The organism is Tepidiforma flava (assembly GCF_027594505.1).
Classification (GTDB): domain Bacteria; phylum Chloroflexota; class Dehalococcoidia; order Tepidiformales; family Tepidiformaceae; genus Tepidiforma; species Tepidiforma flava.
In genome coordinates this window covers 1,848,643-1,863,228 of the sequence record NZ_CP115149.1, presented here as the reverse complement: position 1 = coordinate 1,863,228, position 14,586 = coordinate 1,848,643, and the positions used below count along the sequence as shown (strand labels likewise).

General features: G+C 72.4%; 16 protein-coding genes. 5 read left to right on the top strand and 11 right to left on the bottom strand.

Annotated features, from left to right (window positions below):
- Positions 1-48: 48 nt before the first annotated feature.
- Positions 49-516, top strand: a complete 468-nt coding sequence (locus O0235_RS10350) for a hypothetical protein (RefSeq protein WP_270055717.1) — start codon at positions 49-51, stop codon at positions 514-516.
- Here O0235_RS10350 and O0235_RS10345 read toward each other — a convergent pair.
- The gene (locus O0235_RS10345; protein WP_270055716.1) at positions 497-910 is read right to left on the bottom strand and encodes a MaoC family dehydratase; all 414 of its coding nucleotides are present in this window, start codon (positions 908-910) and stop codon (positions 497-499) included. The genes O0235_RS10350 and O0235_RS10345 overlap by 20 nt on opposite strands.
- A 39-nt stretch (positions 911-949) precedes the next feature.
- Positions 950-1,780 carry a hypothetical protein gene (locus O0235_RS10340; protein WP_270055715.1) on the bottom strand — a complete coding sequence of 277 codons (831 nt, stop codon included), beginning with the start codon at positions 1,778-1,780 and terminating at the stop codon, positions 950-952.
- 274 nt (positions 1,781-2,054) lie between these two features.
- On the opposite strand from O0235_RS10340, the gene O0235_RS10335 reads away from it, so the two are divergent.
- Positions 2,055-3,263: a cytochrome P450 gene (locus O0235_RS10335; protein ID WP_270055714.1), complete on the top strand. Its 1,209-nt coding sequence runs from the start codon at positions 2,055-2,057 to the stop codon at positions 3,261-3,263.
- Between the two features lie 15 nt (positions 3,264-3,278).
- On the opposite strand, the gene folK is transcribed toward O0235_RS10335, so the two are convergent.
- The 4 genes from folK to O0235_RS10315 all read right to left on the bottom strand — a co-directional run bounded on the left by folK (position 3,279) and on the right by O0235_RS10315 (position 6,471).
- Complete coding sequence (gene folK, locus O0235_RS10330; RefSeq protein WP_270055713.1) at positions 3,279-3,758, bottom strand: 2-amino-4-hydroxy-6-hydroxymethyldihydropteridine diphosphokinase; 480 nt, start codon at positions 3,756-3,758, stop codon at positions 3,279-3,281.
- Positions 3,755-4,648 (bottom strand): dihydropteroate synthase, encoded by an 894-nt coding sequence (gene folP / locus O0235_RS10325; protein ID WP_270055712.1) that lies wholly within the window; start codon positions 4,646-4,648, stop codon positions 3,755-3,757. Before folP ends, folK begins: the two co-directional genes overlap by 4 nt.
- 7 nt (positions 4,649-4,655) lie before the next feature.
- A complete protein-coding gene (locus O0235_RS10320) occupies positions 4,656-5,075 on the bottom strand; it encodes a M67 family metallopeptidase (RefSeq protein WP_270055711.1) in 420 nt (139 codons plus the stop codon).
- A 124-nt stretch (positions 5,076-5,199) separates the two neighbouring features.
- Positions 5,200-6,471 carry a multicopper oxidase family protein gene (locus O0235_RS10315; RefSeq protein ID WP_270055710.1) on the bottom strand — a complete coding sequence of 424 codons (1,272 nt, stop codon included), beginning with the start codon at positions 6,469-6,471 and terminating at the stop codon, positions 5,200-5,202.
- 215 nt (positions 6,472-6,686) lie between these two features.
- Between O0235_RS10315 and O0235_RS10310 the strand changes: the two genes are divergently transcribed.
- Genes O0235_RS10310 through O0235_RS10300 form a run of 3 tightly spaced genes read left to right on the top strand, consistent with a single transcriptional unit; the run spans position 6,687 to position 9,482 of the window.
- Positions 6,687-7,523: a universal stress protein gene (locus O0235_RS10310; RefSeq protein WP_270055709.1), complete on the top strand. Its 837-nt coding sequence runs from the start codon at positions 6,687-6,689 to the stop codon at positions 7,521-7,523.
- Between the two features lie 14 nt (positions 7,524-7,537).
- The gene (locus O0235_RS10305; protein ID WP_270055708.1) at positions 7,538-8,152 is read left to right on the top strand and encodes a MarR family winged helix-turn-helix transcriptional regulator; all 615 of its coding nucleotides are present in this window, start codon (positions 7,538-7,540) and stop codon (positions 8,150-8,152) included.
- A gap of 55 nt (positions 8,153-8,207) precedes the next feature.
- Positions 8,208-9,482: a CaiB/BaiF CoA transferase family protein gene (locus O0235_RS10300; RefSeq protein ID WP_270055707.1), complete on the top strand. Its 1,275-nt coding sequence runs from the start codon at positions 8,208-8,210 to the stop codon at positions 9,480-9,482.
- A gap of 28 nt (positions 9,483-9,510) precedes the next feature.
- Here O0235_RS10300 and O0235_RS10295 read toward each other — a convergent pair whose 3' ends face one another.
- From O0235_RS10295 to O0235_RS10275, 5 genes are all read right to left on the bottom strand, one after another.
- Entirely contained in the window at positions 9,511-10,428 is a 918-nt protein-coding gene (locus tag O0235_RS10295; RefSeq protein WP_270055706.1) for an NAD-dependent epimerase/dehydratase family protein, read from the bottom strand.
- A 44-nt stretch (positions 10,429-10,472) separates the two neighbouring features.
- Positions 10,473-10,958, bottom strand: coding sequence for a hypothetical protein (locus tag O0235_RS10290; RefSeq protein ID WP_270055705.1), 486 nt, complete (start codon positions 10,956-10,958; stop codon positions 10,473-10,475).
- 4 nt (positions 10,959-10,962) lie between these two features.
- Positions 10,963-11,520, bottom strand: a complete 558-nt coding sequence (locus O0235_RS10285) for a hypothetical protein (protein WP_270055704.1) — start codon at positions 11,518-11,520, stop codon at positions 10,963-10,965.
- Between the two features lie 118 nt (positions 11,521-11,638).
- Positions 11,639-13,792, bottom strand: a complete 2,154-nt coding sequence (locus tag O0235_RS10280) for an IPT/TIG domain-containing protein (protein WP_270055703.1) — start codon at positions 13,790-13,792, stop codon at positions 11,639-11,641.
- Positions 13,793-13,802: 10 nt separating this feature from the next.
- The gene (locus O0235_RS10275; RefSeq protein ID WP_270055702.1) at positions 13,803-14,585 is read right to left on the bottom strand and encodes a hypothetical protein; all 783 of its coding nucleotides are present in this window, start codon (positions 14,583-14,585) and stop codon (positions 13,803-13,805) included.
- Position 14,586: the final 1 nt, after the last annotated feature.

Here is a 14,586-nt window from a genome sequence, read left to right as displayed (position 1 = left end):
CGGCTGCATCAGGGAGTGCCCTGAGCGCGGCGACGCGATGTTTGTGGCATGCTGCGGGGCATGTACACGGTCCGGGTGACGCCGGAGGGGCGCCTCGTCGCGGAGGTCAGCGGCCGGCTTTCGACAGAGGAAGCGCTGCGGCTCATTTCGCAGGGGTTTGCGCTGGCGGAAGCAGGCGCGATTACGGACCTGCTGGTCGACGTGCGCGGGGTCGAGCGGGGGCCCGGGCAGTGGCTGGTGCTGGGGGCGCTGCTGGCGAGCCGGATGGCCGACCCGATGCGGCTCGCGGTGGTGGCGGGGACGGCGCAGGAGCCCGCGGCGCGGCGGATTCTGCGGTATTCGGGCCTGCGGAACCGGGCGACGGTGGTCATGGACGAGCCGGCGGCGGCGCGGTGGTTCGCCGAGCGGTTCCGCGAGGGTGCGCGGGAGGGCAGCCGGGCGCGCCGGCGGGCGGCAGTCGAGCGGGAGCGCGCCGGGGAGGCCGCGGCGGAGGAGTTCAGGCCGAAGGCGGGATGACGACGGCTTCGCCTTCGACGACGGTCTTGCCGTCCTGGTTCGTCACGGTGGTCCGGAACTTCACCCACTTGCGCGGCTCGAGCTTTTCGATCGCTTCGACGCGGGCGGTGAGGGTATCGCCGAAGAAGACAGGGGCGCGGAAGTTGAGCGACTGGCTGACGTAGATCGTGCCCGGGCCGGGGAGCTTCATCGCGAGGACGGTGGAGATGAAGGAGCCGGTGAGCATGCCGTGGGCGATGCGCTGCTTGAACAAGCCCTGGGCGGCGGCGACAGCGTCGACGTGGGCGGGGTTGAGGTCGCCGGTGATGCCGGCGAAGAGGTAGACGTCGGATTCGGAGATGGTCTTGGTGAAGGCGGCGGAATCGCCGAGCTGGATGTCGTCGTACGTGGCCATGGGGGAAGGATGGGGCCGGGCGGCGTTGCGGGGAAGAGGTCAGGGGATGGGAAGGAAGAGCTGGTATTTGCCGGCGACGGGGGTGCCGCCGGCGAGGGGGGCATCGATGACGAGGGTGACCGGGCCGAGGTATTCGGTGAGGGTATTGCGGGCCGCCCCGACGAGGGTGACGTTGCGGCCCTGGCCCGAGCCGAGGACGAGTTCGGAGCGTGCGCCGAGGGTCGCGACGGCGGGGTACGACTGGCCGGCGGCGGCGATCACGGCGGTGCGGAGGTTGAGCTGACCGAACAGTTTCGAGCCGTTGGCCACCCAGAGGTCGATGAGGACGACATGGGTCATGCCGGCGGTTTCCTGTTTGCGGAGGGCGGTGGCGAGCTGGAGGGATTCGCTGCCGCCCGCGGCAACGAGGATGCACGTGAAGTAGTCGATGGGGTAGACGGCGGCGCGCGTGGCGCGGACGGAGATGCCGCTGATGGCCTGTTCGACGGAGAGGGCGACGGCGGTCTCGCGGAGGGTGCCGCACTGGGTGGGCTGGTCGAGGAGGGCGGGGTCGACCGTCGGCGACGACGCCGGGGTGGAGCGGGCGCCGGCGACGGCGGTTTCGGGCGCGGCCTCTGGGGTCGCGGGGGCGGGCGGTTCGGGGGTGGGGCTCGGCGGCGGAGTCGCGGGCGACGGCGTCGGCGAAGGCCGGACGGCTTCGACGCGGACATCGCTGCCGGCGCTCGTCTGGTGCGGGCCGGGCTGGACGACGACGGCGAGGAGTAGCGCGCCGATGACGACGGCCGCGGGGAGGAGGTAACCGGGCCGCAGGAGGCGGCCCAGGTAGGCGTTGGGGTCGAACACGGGGGCGGGACGATTGCGCGGTTCCACCGATGCCACGGTATGGCGGAAGGCCCGGGGGCCGGGATCCGGAAATCCCTTATTCCGCGGGCGGCGTACTTGGATTTGGAGGGAACGCCGCTCCAGGGGTGGTGGCGGGGCAGGCCGCGCGGGCCTCGGCGCGGCCATCGCACCCGTCCACAGCCGCGCGGGCCGTTTCCGGGGGAGCGAACCCGGGACGCCCGCGCGGCGTCATGTGGCGACAGTCCGTTCCTGGCCAACCGTTCACTATTGATCAACTGTTGCGCAGCGCTACACTTGCGCCGTGGTGTTCTTTCGGCCGGAGCGGCCGGGCTACGGCGATGACCCGTACCCGGAACTGGAGCGGCTGCGCGCGGCGGAGCCGGTGCACTGGAGCGCGAACCTCGGCGCGTGGGTGGTGACGGGATACGACGCGTGCGAGCAGGCGCTGCTGGACGCGGAGCGGTTCGGGGCGGACCCGGCGCTGGAGGCGGGGGCGGCGGGCGAACGGGTGGCGGCGCACCGCCGGCAGATGCCGTTCGGCGAGGCGCCGGTGCTGGGGCACATCGACGGCGCCGAGCACGCGCGGCTGCGGGGCGCGGTGGCCCGGGCGTTCGGCGCGCGGGCGATCGCGGGGCGGGAGGCGGACATCCGCGGGCTGATTGGGGAGCTGACGGGGCGCGCCGGCCCGGGAGCACCGTTCGAACTGATGGGCGGGCTGGCGCGGCCGCTGGCGGCGATGACGGCGCTGCGGCATTTCGGCATCGACCCGGCGCACTGGGAAGGCTTCCACGGCGCGGCGCTGGCGGTGATGCGGGCGCGGGTGGATGGGCTGGGCGACCCGGCGGCGGGCCCCGCAGCTGCGGCCGCCGGCGGCTTCATCCTCGAGGCGCTGGCCGCGGCCGCGGAGGACGGGGCGGAGGGCACGGTGGCGGCGGAGCTGGCCGGCGCGATCGACCGGGGGGAGGTGAGCGCGGCCGAGGCGATCATGCTGCTGGTGCACATCGGGCTGGCGGGCAACGGGCCGACGGCGATGGCGCTGGGGACGGCAGCATGGGCGCTGGCGCGCCACCCGGAAGCGATGGCGCGGTTCCTCGACGGCGAGGTGACGGCGGCGGACGTGCTGGAGGAGGCGCTGCGGTGGGACAGCCCTGCGCATTCGGTGCCGCGGTTCGCGCGGGAGGATGCGGAGCTGGGCGGGCGGCGCATCCGGCGCGGGCAGCGGCTGCTGGTGATGGTGGCGGCGGCGAACCGCGACCCGTCGCGGTTCGAGGAGCCGGACCGGTTCATCCCGGGCCGCGTGGGGCCGCGGCACCTGAGCTTCGGGGTCGGGCCGCACTACTGCCTCGGGGCGCCGCTGGCGCGGGCGGAGCTGGCGATCGCGCTGGAGGAGCTGGCGCGGCGGTTCGGCGCGTTCCGGGCGGCGGAGGGCCAGCGCGGGGGCACGCTGCAGGTGCGGGGGTTCGAGCGGCTGGTGATCGTGCCGGGCAGCCGGGAGGAGCTGGAAGGATAAGGATACACGCGTGACTCAGATCGGGCCGACCCGGCGGGCGCCCTGCAGGCCGATGCGGCCGAGCAGCGCGAGGGCCGTTTCGCCAAGCACCGGCAGGGGGCCATCCCAGACCTCGCTGAGCGGGGCGAGGACGAAGGCGCGCTCGGCGATGCGGGGGTGGGGGATGGTAAGGTCGGGGGTGTCGAGGCGGAGGCTGTCGTAGAAGAGGATGTCGAGGTCGATGGGGCGGGGGCCCCAGCGGCGGGCGGGCCGCCTGCCGAGCGCGCGCTCGATCTGTTTCAGGGCGGCGAGGAGTTCGGCGGGCGGGAGGCCGGTGGCGCCTGCGGCGGCGGCATTGAGGAAGGGCGGCTGGTCGGCGGGGACCGGCGGCGTCTCCCAGGCGAACGAGGTGCGTTGGACGGTGATGCCGGCATCTTCGAGCGCGGCCAGGGCGGCGCGGAGGTTCGCGCGGCGGTCGCCGAGGTTGGAGCCGAGGGCGAGGAGGACGGCGCTCATGCCGGGGGATGGTAGCGCCAGTTCGCGCGGACGACGGCATCGGCGACCCGTGCGACGCGGCGCATGGCGGCGACGTCGTGGACGCGGACGATATCGGCGCCGGCGGCGATGGCGAGGGCGACGGTGGCGGCGGTGCCTTCGAGCCGCTGGTCGACGGGGGCATCGAGGATGTAGCCGATGGTGGACTTGCGGGAGGTGCCGACGAGGAGCGGGAGTTCGAAGCGCCAGAATTCGGGCAGGCGGCGGAGCATCTCGAGGTTCTGCTCGGGGGTCCAGCCGAAGCCGAAGCCGGGGTCGAGGATGATGCGGTCGGCGGGGATGCCGGCGGCGGCGGCGATCTCGAGGGTGGCGTCGAAGCCGGCGGCGATATCGCCGGCGACGTCGCGGAACGTCCTGCCGCGCTGGTTGTGCATGGCGATGAGGTGCCCGCGGGCGCGGGCGACGACGGCGGCCATCTCCGGGTCGCGGCGGAGGCCCCAGATGTCGTTGACGGCATCTGCGCCGGCGTCGAGGGCGGCAGCGGCGACGGCGGCATGATAGGTATCGACGGAGATGGGGAGGGCCGTGGCTTCGCGGACGGCGCGGAGGGAGGGGAGGAGGCGGCGGAGCTCCTCGGCGGGATCGAGCTCTTCGGCGCCGGGGCGGGAGGATTCGGCGCCGATATCGAGGATGTCGGCGCCTTCGGCTTCGAAGCGGCGGGCGAGGGCGGCGGCGGCGGCCGGGTCGGGGTCGGCGCCGAGGCCGTCGCCGCTGAAGGAATCGGGGGTGACGTTGATGATGCCCATGACGAAGGTGCGTTCGCCCCAGCGGAATTCGCGGCCGCGGATGACGGCGGCAGGGGCGCGGAAGGCGCGCTGGGGCGGCCAGGGCATGCCGGGGTGTCGGGTCATCGGCGTTTCAGGGGAGGAGTTCGAATTCCTGCTCGACAGGCTGGCCGTCCTGGATGTACCAGACGCGGACTTCGGGGTTGGCGCGGTCGGCGACGCCGATGACGAAGTGGACGAAGGGCGGGCCGAAGAAGGGGCCCATCATCCGGATGTCCGTCGGGCTGGGGATGGCGGGTGAGCCGGTGTGGGAGTGGTAGAAGCCGGCGAGTTCGGCGCCAGCGGCGTCGATGGCCTCTTCGTGGCGGCGCGTTTCGAGGGGGTCGATGCTGAAGCGGTAGGGGCTCTGCTCGGCGTTGCGGGCGCGGCGGATTTCGGTGACGACGCCGCCGCGGGCGGCGATGAGGCCGCACGCTTCGATGGGGGCGTCTTCGAGGGCGTGGGCGACCATCTGGTCGAGCTGCGCCCGGGTGAGGCGGATGGCGATGGCCACGGCGTCTCCGTCGGTGGTGGGTGTGGCTCCATTGTAGGGAGGGTTCGGCGGAGAAGCGCGGAAGGGGCGCCGTGCGGGGGCGCCCCTTCCAGCCAGGGAGGGAGGACGGCTCAAGCGGCCGGGGTCAGGCGTTCTGCTCGCACCAGAGGGTGAAGACGCCCTTTTCCGCGTCGGGGACGGCCTGGCGGTTGGTGGAGAGGCTGACGCGGAGGTCGGGCGACGGTTCGTTGACGGGGACGGCGACAGACTTGAGGAGGTCGGCGACTTTGAAGTTGTCGTCTTCGACGACGAGGACGGTGACGAGGCCGAAGAAGCCGGCGGCGCTTTCGGCATGGCTGAGGACGTGGCAGTGGAAGGCCCAGAGGCCGGGTTCGAAGGCTTCGATGATGGTGTCGAAGCGGTTCCCGGGGGGCACGTCGATGGTGTCGCACTTCCACGGGTTGGCGAGCTTGTAGCCGTCGATAGCGACGACTTCCATGGCGAGGCCGTGGAGGTGCATGGGGTGGTACATCATGCCCTCGTTCATCCAGCGGACGAGGATGCGCTCGCCCTTGCGGGCGACGAGGGCGTCGGTGGCAGGGAAGCCTTTGCCGTTGAGGGTGTAGCCGAGGAGGGAGTCGTTGAGGATGAGGATGTATTCGCGGTCGTACTGGACGAACTCTTTGGGGTCGGCGGGGTCGACGATGAAGGCGCCGAGGAGGCCGCGGTTGACCTGGTCGGCGGAGTCGTGGTGGGAGTGGTACATGTGGGAGCCGGCGTTTTTGAGCGTGAACTCGTAGGTGAAGGTCTGGCCGGGCTCGATGGGGTCCTGGGTGAGGAAAGGGACGCCGTCCATGGTGTAGGGGAGGTGGATGCCGTGCCAGTGGACGGCGGTGCTTTCGGTGAGGTTGTTCTTGACGTTGATGCGGACGCGGTCGCCGACTTTGCCGCGGAGGATGGGGCCGGGGATCATGCCGTTGTAGCCGCGGGCTTTTTCGACCTGGCCGGGGGCGACTTCCCAGTCGACCTCGTCGACGGTGATGTCCCAGACCTTGACGCCGTTCTCGATGCGGGGTTCGAGGGGGACGTTGCCGCGGCCTTTGGTGATGGGGGCTTTCTGGTTGCGGAGGAAGTCGACGATGCCCTGCTTGTGGTCGGCGTCGATCTTGCGCCAGCGCTCCTGGCTGGCGGGGGCGCCGCCGGAGGCGGGGGTGGGCCCGGGTTTGACGTTGCCGGCGCCGACGCCCGGGGGTTCGGCCTTGCTGCCGGTCGGGTCTTCGTAGCAGGCGCTGGCGATGGCGCCCGCGGCGACGGGGATGGCGGCGCCGACGATGCCGGCCTTGCGGAGGAAGCGGCGGCGGTCGAGGCGGGCTGCGGTTTGCGCCAGGTGGTCGATGTGGACCGAGGGATCCGTCATGGGGCGATGCCTCCGTGCGACGATTCGCAGGGGTATCGTCGGTGCAGGCAGGGAAAACCGAGACGGCCGGGAGGTCCGAAAAGGGCGGGCCGGTGGATCATTCGTGAAAGAATTCGCAAGGGAGCGGCCGGGGCCGAAGATGGGGGCAGAAGGGCCCTCGCGCACTCGGCGCCGATGGTTCATGCTTGGGCAACCAGCGAGAAGGTGGTGCAACGATGGCAGAGAACGGACCGATCCTGATTCCGCTCGATGGTTCGAGCCTCGCAGAGCACGCGCTCGTGGACGCGGCGTGGCTGAAGCGGGTGACGGGGCTGCCGGTGCGGCTCATCCACGTGGTGGAGCACGACGGGTCACCAGAGCAGCGGCAGGAGACGGCGGAGCGGTTCCGGAAGTACGCGACGGAGCAGGCGGAGAAGCACGGGCTGGGCGAGCCGGTGTGCGATGTGGTGTACGGCTCGCCGGCGAAGGAGATTTTGCAGGCGGCGGAGACGGCTTCGTACGTCGTGATTGCGACCCACGGGCGGGGCGGGTTCCGGGCGATGGTGCTCGGGAGCGTGGCCGACAAGGTGATCCGCGGTTCGAAGGTGCCGGTGCTGGCGGAGCCGGGGACGGAGGCGCCGGAGCCGCCGGGGAACGGCCGGCCGGTGCTGGTGGCGGTCGACGGCTCGGAGGAGGCGGAGCGGGGCCTGGCGGTCGCGCGGGATCTTGCCGCCAAGGCAGGGCTGCCGATCGTGCTGCTGCGGGCGTACAGCGTGCCGCCGCCGGCGGGCATCGAATTTTCGTACTACCCGGCTGACCTTTCGGCGACGCTGGAGGCGGCCGCGAAGGAGTACCTGCAGGCGACGGCGAAGCCGGGCGAGCGCACGATCCTCGTGCAGGGGGATGCGGCCACGGCGATCCTCGAGTGCGCGGAGCAGGAGAACGCGAGCCTCATCGTCGTGACCTCGACGGGGAAGGGGTTCGCCAAGCGCCTGGCGCTGGGCAGCACGACGGACCGGGTGGTGCACGGCACGCACCGGGCGGTGCTCGTGGTGCCGACGCATCACGACTGACATCGGCTGAGCACATGGGCGCGGGGCGCGGGGAGACGCGGGACGGAGACCGGGTATACCCGCCGACGCGGCTCGAGCGGCGCGCCGCCGCGTGGGTCGAGGAAGGCGGGCTCGACGAGGCGACGTTCTTCGCGGCCTACGACCTGAACTCGGCGGGGCAGCTGCTCGGGAGCGCGCTGAACCAGGCGATGCAGCGCGCACTGGGGCTGACGTACGAGGCGTGGCGGATTTTGTGGCTGCTGCAGCTGGTGCCGAGCAGCGAGCCCCGGCGGCTGGCGCACACACTCTGGCTGAGCCGGCCGGCAGTGACGGCGGCGCTCCACCGGCTGGAGGAGGCGGGGTACGTGACGCGCCAGCGGGCGGCGAACGACCGCCGGCTGGTCGTGGTGGAGGCGACGGAAGCGGGACGGGCGGCGGCGGAGCGGGGGCGCGAGGCGTACGTCGACCTCATCCGGGCGCTGTTCGCGGGGTTCGGGGAGGAGGAGAAGGCGGCGCTTTCGCGGATGGCGCGGGCGTTCTGGTGGGCGAACTACGAGACGGCGCGGCGGGCCGGGATGGAGCCGAAGGTGCGGCCGGGGGTGACGGCGCTGCCGGCGGCGGATGACCCGGGCGAGCGCCGCGACGGGTAGGGCGGCTGGCGTACGTTCACGCAAAGGTTAGAATAGGCGCTCTGGAGGGACAGGTATGCCAACGGGACCGCTGCAGGGCGTAAAGGTGCTGGAGTTTTCGCAAATCATCGCGGGACCGTTCTGCGGGATGCATCTCGCGGACATGGGCGCGGAGGTCACGAAGTTCGAGCCGCTCGAGGGAGAGCCGTGGCGGGTGTTCGTGGAGCTGCTGCCGAAGGAGTCGCGGACGTTCGCGAGCCTGAACCGGGGGAAGCGCGGGGTAGCGATCGACCTCGCGCGGCCGGAGGCGCGCGAGGTGGTGCACCGGCTCGCGAAGAACGCCGACGTGGTGGTCATCAACTACCGGCCGGGCGTGGCGGAGGAGCTGGGAATCGACTACGAGACGCTCAGGGCGATCAACCCGCGGCTGATCTACTGCGAGAACACGGCCTACGGGCGGTACGGGCCGCTGGCGACGCGGGGCGGGTACGACCTCGTGGTGCAGGCGATGACGGGGCTGATGGCGGGCGAGGGAAAGATGCAGGGGGACGTGCCGACGTACATCTACCCTGCGGTTGCGGACTACGCGACGGGCATCCAGATGGCGAATGCGATTTGCGCGGCGCTCTACTACCGGGAGCGGACGGGCAAGGGACAGCGCATCGACTGCACGCTGATGGGGACGGCGATCGCGATGCAGACGAGCCAGTTCACGTGGATCCGGGCGTTCGATGAGCAGGTAATCCCGCCGATGCTGGAGGAGCTGAAGCAGGCGCGGGCAGAGATGCGGAGCTTCAGCGAGCAGGTGGCGGTGCACAACAAGTACCGCCCGGCTGCCGTGGGGAACATCTACTACCGGGTCTATCAGACGAAGGACGGGTTCATCGCGGTGGGCGCGCTGAGCCAGTCGCTGCGGCTGAAGGTGCTGGCGGCGACGGGGCTGCGGGACCCCCGGTTCAAGGAGGACGGGAGCTTCGAGGTGAACCCGCCGGGGTGGGCGGAGGAGGGCCCGAAGCTGGTGGCGGAGGCGGAGGCGCTCTTCCGGACGAAGACGACGGAGGAGTGGGCGCAGGTGCTGGAGCAGCACGGGGTGCCGGCAGGGCCGCTGTATTTCATCGAAGAGCTGTTCGATCACCCGCAGACGCTGGCGAACGGCCTGCAGGTAGAGCTCGACCACCCGCTGCTGGGACCGTACAAGATGGTCGGGCCGCCGTTCCAGATGTCGGAGGCGCCGCTGGCGGCGCAGGGGCCGAGCCCGATGCTGGGCGAACACACGGACGCAGTGCTCGCGGAGGCGGGGCTGAGCCCGGACGAGATCGAGCGCCTGCGCGCGGCGGGGGTGGTGCGGTAGGGCGGCGGCCGTTCGGACGCCCGGTCGGTCAGCCGGCGCGGAAGGCGTCGACGGTGCGGCGGATGCCCTCTTCGAACGTAACGAGCGGCTGCCAGCCGAGCGCGTCGCGCGCGCGGGTGCAATCGAGCCAGAAGTTGCGCACGTCGCCGGGGCGCGGGGGGCCGTGGCGCGGGGGGATCGTGTTGCCGGTGGCGTCGGAGAGGGTGCGCCAGATTTCGTTGACGGTGGTGCCGATGCCGGTGCCGATGTTGGCGACGAGGCCGTCGCCCGCTTCGAGGGCGAGGAGGTTGGCGCGGGCGATGTCGCCGACGTAGAGGTAGTCCTTGCGCTGTTCGCCGTCGCCGTCGATGGTGCAGGGCTGGCCGGCGAGCATGAGGCCGGTGAAGATGGCGACGACGCCGGCTTCGCCGTGGGGGTCCTGGCGGGGGCCGTAGGCGTTGCCGTAGCGGAAGGTGGTGAATTGGAGGCCGCCGGTGCGGCGGGCGAGTTCGACGTAGAGTTCGCCGACGTACTTGGAGGTGCCGTAGTTCGAGCGCGGCGCGATGGGGTGGTCTTCGGTGACGGGGAGGCGTTCGGGTTCGCCGTAGACGGTGCCGCCGGACGAGGCGTAGATGACCTTGCGGACGCCGTACTGGAGGGCGAGGGCGCAGACGCGAGCCGTGCCGCCGCCGTTGACTTCGAGGTCGTGGACGGGGTCGGCCTGGCCGACTTTCACGCTCGCCTGGGCGGCGTGGTGGTTGATCACTTCGGGGCGGAAGTCGGCGACGATGCGCTCGAACTCGCGGGCGTGGATATCGACTTCGTAGAGGCGGGCGTCGCGGTTGACGTTGCTGCGGCGGCCGGTCGAGAGGTTGTCGACGACGGCGACCTCATGGCCAGCTTCGAGGTAGGCGTCGACGATGTGGGAGCCGATGAAGCCGGCGCCGCCGGTGACGAGGATGCGCATAGGGCCCAGTGTGCGGGGAGGGTGCCAATGCGCAACGGGGCGGTTCAGGCGGGCTGACGGAGGCGGGCGATGCCCCAGGCGATGGCCGCGCAGGTGGCGCCGGCGACGACGCCGCCGATGAGGATGGGCGCGAGGAAGTCGGAGATGGGGGCGCCGGAGGCGACCTGGGCCCACTTGGCGATGCCGGCGTTGAGGGCGAAGCCGGCGGCGAAGCCCCATGCGGCCCAGTGGCGTTCGCGCGGGGTGCGGCCGAGCTCGAGTTCGGCGAGGACGCCGGCGAGGGGGCTGGCCTGGTCGAGCTTCGCGGCTTCGGCTTCGAGGGCGGCGACGAGTTCGTCGATGAGAGCGTCCGGGACCGTGTCGACGAGGTCGTCCGCGGGGGGCGGGGGAGCGGGGACGGGGGGCGCAGCGCGGCGCGCGGCGGCAGGGCGGGCGCACGGCTCGCAGAGCGGGCGGCCGCGGGTCCAGTCGGCGAAGGGGAGGGCCCGGCCGCAGGCGCTGCAGCGGGTGCGGTGAGCGGTCGCGGCCATCGCGCTATCCCTCCGTGGGCGGGGGCGTGGGGTTGCCGCCGCTGCCGCCGCCTTCCGTGGGCGGGCGCGGGGTCGGGGTGGGCGTGGGCGTGAGGGTCGGCGTCGGCGTGGCGGTCGGCGTCGGGGTCGCCGTGGGCGAGGGCGACGGGGTGGGAGTCGCCGTCGCGCCTTCGCCGGGCCGGGGGGTGGGCGTGGGAGAGCCGGGGCGCGGGGTCGGCGTCGGGGTGCCGGGGCGGGGCGTGGCGGTCGGGGTGGGGGTGGTGCGGTCGCCGGCGACGGTAGCGGTCACGGTCGGCGTCGCCGACGGGGCGGCCTTGCCGGGTTCGGCGTCCTGCGCGGCAAGAACTTCGTTCTGGGGGTGTTCGGAGAAGACTTCCATCCCGGCACCGGCGCCCTGGAGCTGGCTGAGCAGCTGGGGCAGGCGGGAGCCGCCGGACTGGCCGGGAGGGGCGGGCGTGGCGACCGTCCCTTCGGGCGCGTAGGCGAGGCAGCCGGCCGAGAGGAGGCCGGCGAGCGCCAGCAGGGAGGCGACGGAGGCCGTGCGGCGGAGGCCGGGCAGCATGGTTCGAAGGTAGGCGGCGGGGACGGCGCGGGGCATCGGGGGAGCGCCGATTCTGCCGGCGCGGGGGCCGTAGGTGCGAACCCGAAGGCGGCGGAAGGTCGGAGCGTGCATCGCGGGCCTACCTGATGGCGATGGTGGCGGTGGCGGCGCTGCGGTACTCATTCCCGCCGGCAGTGGCGAACGCTTCGATGGTGACCGTGGTATCGACGAAGCTGCGCCGGGCGACGCCGGTTATCGCCAGCTGCCAGGCCGTTCCGCCGGCGGAGGTCATGACGTTCTGGACGGGGTCGGTTTGCCAGGCCGCGGCCGCCGCGTTCCAGTACTTGTTGTCCCAACTCCGGCGGATGGTCAGTCGGACCTCGGCCGGGTTCAGCGTGCCGGAGTCGACCGCGAAGGTGAGGCGGCTGCGGGGGACGGGGCCGGTGACGGCGGGGAAGGCAAGCTGGCTGGTCGAGGCCGGCGGCGCCGCCGTGACATCGAAGGGTGCGCTCGTCGCGGAGGTGAGCGGCGGCGAGGAGGTGGCGAGCAGGGTGTAGCCGGTGCCGGCAGGCGTGACGGTGCAGCCGGAGAAGGCGGCGACCCCGGCTGAGACGGTCTTCGAAAGGCCGCCGGTGCAGGTGAGCGTCGCGCCGCCGGAGACGGAGAGGGTGACGACCGTGGCGTTGTCGGTGGTGACGGTGGCGCCGGCGGCCGTCTGGACGGCGACGACGGGCTGGACGGCGAGCGGGCTTCCGGCGGTGCCGTTGCCGGGCTGGGTGGTGAAGGCGAGCTTCGCCGCGGGCGCGGTGATGGTGAACGTTTGCGGGGCGGACGTCCCGCCGCCGGGGGCCGGGTTGTGGACGGTCACGGAGGCGGAGCCGGGCGCGGCGAGGAGGCCGGCGGGGACGGTGGCGGTGAGCGATGTGGAGGAGACGTAGGTCACGGCGGCGAGCGGCGAGCCGTTCCAGCGGACTTCGCTGGCGGCGATGAAGTTCGAGCCCGTGAGGGTGATCGTGAGCGCGCCGGAGCCGGCGGCGGCGGAGGCCGGCGAGATGGCGGCCAGGGTCGGCACGGGGTTCGACCCGCCGGGGACGTCGATGGTCAGCACGTTGGTGCCGCCGGTGTTGTAGCGGGCAGTGACGGTGTACGTGCCCGGCGCGGCGGGCGTGAAGGTGACGCCGGACTGGTTCGCGCCGCAGCCGGAGGCGGCCGCGGCGGTGACGCTGCCGCCGGGGCCGGTGACGGTGAAGTCGCTGAGCTGCAGGACGGCCTGGGCGGAGTTCGTGCCCTTCATGCGGGTGAGGTCGTTCGGCTGGGCGGCGCCGGCGGCGGCCGTGTTGGCGACATCAGCGGCGACGGCGGCGGTGCAGACAGTGACCGGGGAGCCGACGGCCGGGGCGCCCGAAGTGCGCTGGAGGCCGACCTCGTGGACGGTGATGCCCGGGAGCGGGACATCGACCCCGAGGGCGGCGGCGACGAGGCGGGGCGCGACGTCGTCGCCGCTGGCGGTGTCCTGGGGCAGGAGGTCGGCGGTGATGGTCAGGGTCTCTGTATCCGCCAGGTTCGCGCCGGCGCAGTTCGCCTGGGCGAAGCCGGCCGGCCCCGGAGTCCCGGACGAGCAGCTGATGGACTGGACGACCGCGCCGGGGAGCTGGAGGGATGCGTCGAAGGCGCCGGTGGCCGCGCCTGAGCTGTTGGTGAGCGTCGCGGTGTAGGTGACGGCGGCGCGCTCGAAAGTGGCGGCCGGGGAGGGCGTTCCGTTCGCCGTGAACATGGAGCCGGCGAAGACGGTGAGGGTGCCGGCCCCGGTGAAGCTGTCGTCACCGTCGGCGGCGGAGTCCGGGGCCCCGTCGGAGACGCCGGCCCGCATCACCGCCTGGGCTGCGGCGGTCGTCGCGGTGGACTGGATGGAGAAGGTCAGCGTCACGGGTGAGCGCGGGCCGGTGCCGACGACGCCGTAGTCACAGCGGACGATGCCGGGCGCGGGGACGTCGTTCGTGCAGGTGACGCCGGGGGGCGAGGAGCTGCCGGAGAGGAAGGTGAGGCCGGGCGGGTAATCGAAATCGAGCAGGAGCGGGACGACGCCGAGGCTGGCGTTCACGGTGGCCGTGACGGTGAACGTGACGTGGGACCCGACCTGGACGGTGGCGGGGGCTGCCGGGGACTGGGCCACGGCGAAGGCCACGTCCGTCTCGGCGAGGGCGCGCGCCGGGCGGGAGGTTCCGATGAGGAGGATGAGCAGGAAGGCGGCAGCAGCGAAGGCGGGGACAGGGAAACGGCGCCGGGCGAGCATGAGCCGGCTCCTAGTAGGTGTAGCTGATGGTGACGCCGCGAAGCTTCGACGCGGTGCCGCCGGTGAGGTCGACGACGAGGAAGTAGACGTTGGCGCCGTTATCGACCTGGTGGGCGTAGGCGGAGGCGGTTTGCGGCGACGGGCCGGCGCTGGAGCGAACTTCGGCGAGGATGTAGACCGCGCCGGGGGTGTCGCCGTTGGTGATCGGGGTGTAGTCGAGGCGGATTTTCACGGTGTCGCCGGTGCCTTCGAAGGCGGCGGTCATGGTTGTAATGGTCGCGCCGTGGGGCAGATGGACGGGGGCAAAGTAGCGCTGGGAAGCCGGGTCGGTGTTGAGCGGGTAGAGCTGGTTGAAGCTCTTTTCGTAGACGGCGAGATCGCTGGCGGGAACGAAGGTGCTGGCGGCGATGCTGAGTTTGCCCGAGCCGCCGGCGGGGACGGAGCCGGAGGGCGGTGCTCCGGTGTTGAATTCGCGGCCACTGCCGGTGTAGTGGACCCAGATGGCATCGCCGGGGTTGATCGTGGTGAGCGTGTTGACGAAGCCGGGGACACCGGGCGCGTAGAGCTGGTAGGCCTGGGTGGCCGGGTCCCAGCGGTAGACGGCGGTGTATTCCCCGGTAAGCGGGGCGAGGGCCTGCGCAGGGGGCGCGGCCTGGCCGAAGTAGGCGATGTTGTTCCAGCCGCGGAGGAGCTGGGCGGCGCTGGCCGCCCGGTCGCGGCCGAGGAAGGCGCCGGCGAGGAGGGCGAGGACGAGCGCGGGGATGAGGAGTGCGGCGAGGAGCCGGGTGCGCATG

Excerpts from the sequence above, each read along its gene's own strand:
- O0235_RS10350 (WP_270055717.1), top strand. The coding sequence starts at position 49 with ATGCTGCGGGGCATGTACACGGTCCGGGTGACGCCGGAGGGGCGCCTC.
- O0235_RS10345 (WP_270055716.1), bottom strand. The coding sequence starts at position 910 with ATGGCCACGTACGACGACATCCAGCTCGGCGATTCCGCCGCCTTCACC.
- folK (WP_270055713.1), bottom strand. The coding sequence starts at position 3,758 with ATGAGCGCCGTCCTCCTCGCCCTCGGCTCCAACCTCGGCGACCGCCGC.
- folP (WP_270055712.1), bottom strand. The coding sequence starts at position 4,648 with ATGACCCGACACCCCGGCATGCCCTGGCCGCCCCAGCGCGCCTTCCGC.
- O0235_RS10315 (WP_270055710.1), bottom strand. The coding sequence starts at position 6,471 with ATGACGGATCCCTCGGTCCACATCGACCACCTGGCGCAAACCGCAGCC.
- O0235_RS10310 (WP_270055709.1), top strand. The coding sequence starts at position 6,687 with ATGGCAGAGAACGGACCGATCCTGATTCCGCTCGATGGTTCGAGCCTC.
- O0235_RS10305 (WP_270055708.1), top strand. The coding sequence starts at position 7,538 with ATGGGCGCGGGGCGCGGGGAGACGCGGGACGGAGACCGGGTATACCCG.
- O0235_RS10300 (WP_270055707.1), top strand. The coding sequence starts at position 8,208 with ATGCCAACGGGACCGCTGCAGGGCGTAAAGGTGCTGGAGTTTTCGCAA.
- O0235_RS10295 (WP_270055706.1), bottom strand. The coding sequence starts at position 10,428 with ATGCGCATCCTCGTCACCGGCGGCGCCGGCTTCATCGGCTCCCACATC.
- O0235_RS10290 (WP_270055705.1), bottom strand. The coding sequence starts at position 10,958 with ATGGCCGCGACCGCTCACCGCACCCGCTGCAGCGCCTGCGGCCGGGCC.
- O0235_RS10285 (WP_270055704.1), bottom strand. The coding sequence starts at position 11,520 with ATGCTGCCCGGCCTCCGCCGCACGGCCTCCGTCGCCTCCCTGCTGGCG.
- O0235_RS10280 (WP_270055703.1), bottom strand. The coding sequence starts at position 13,792 with ATGCTCGCCCGGCGCCGTTTCCCTGTCCCCGCCTTCGCTGCTGCCGCC.
- O0235_RS10275 (WP_270055702.1), bottom strand. The coding sequence starts at position 14,585 with ATGCGCACCCGGCTCCTCGCCGCACTCCTCATCCCCGCGCTCGTCCTC.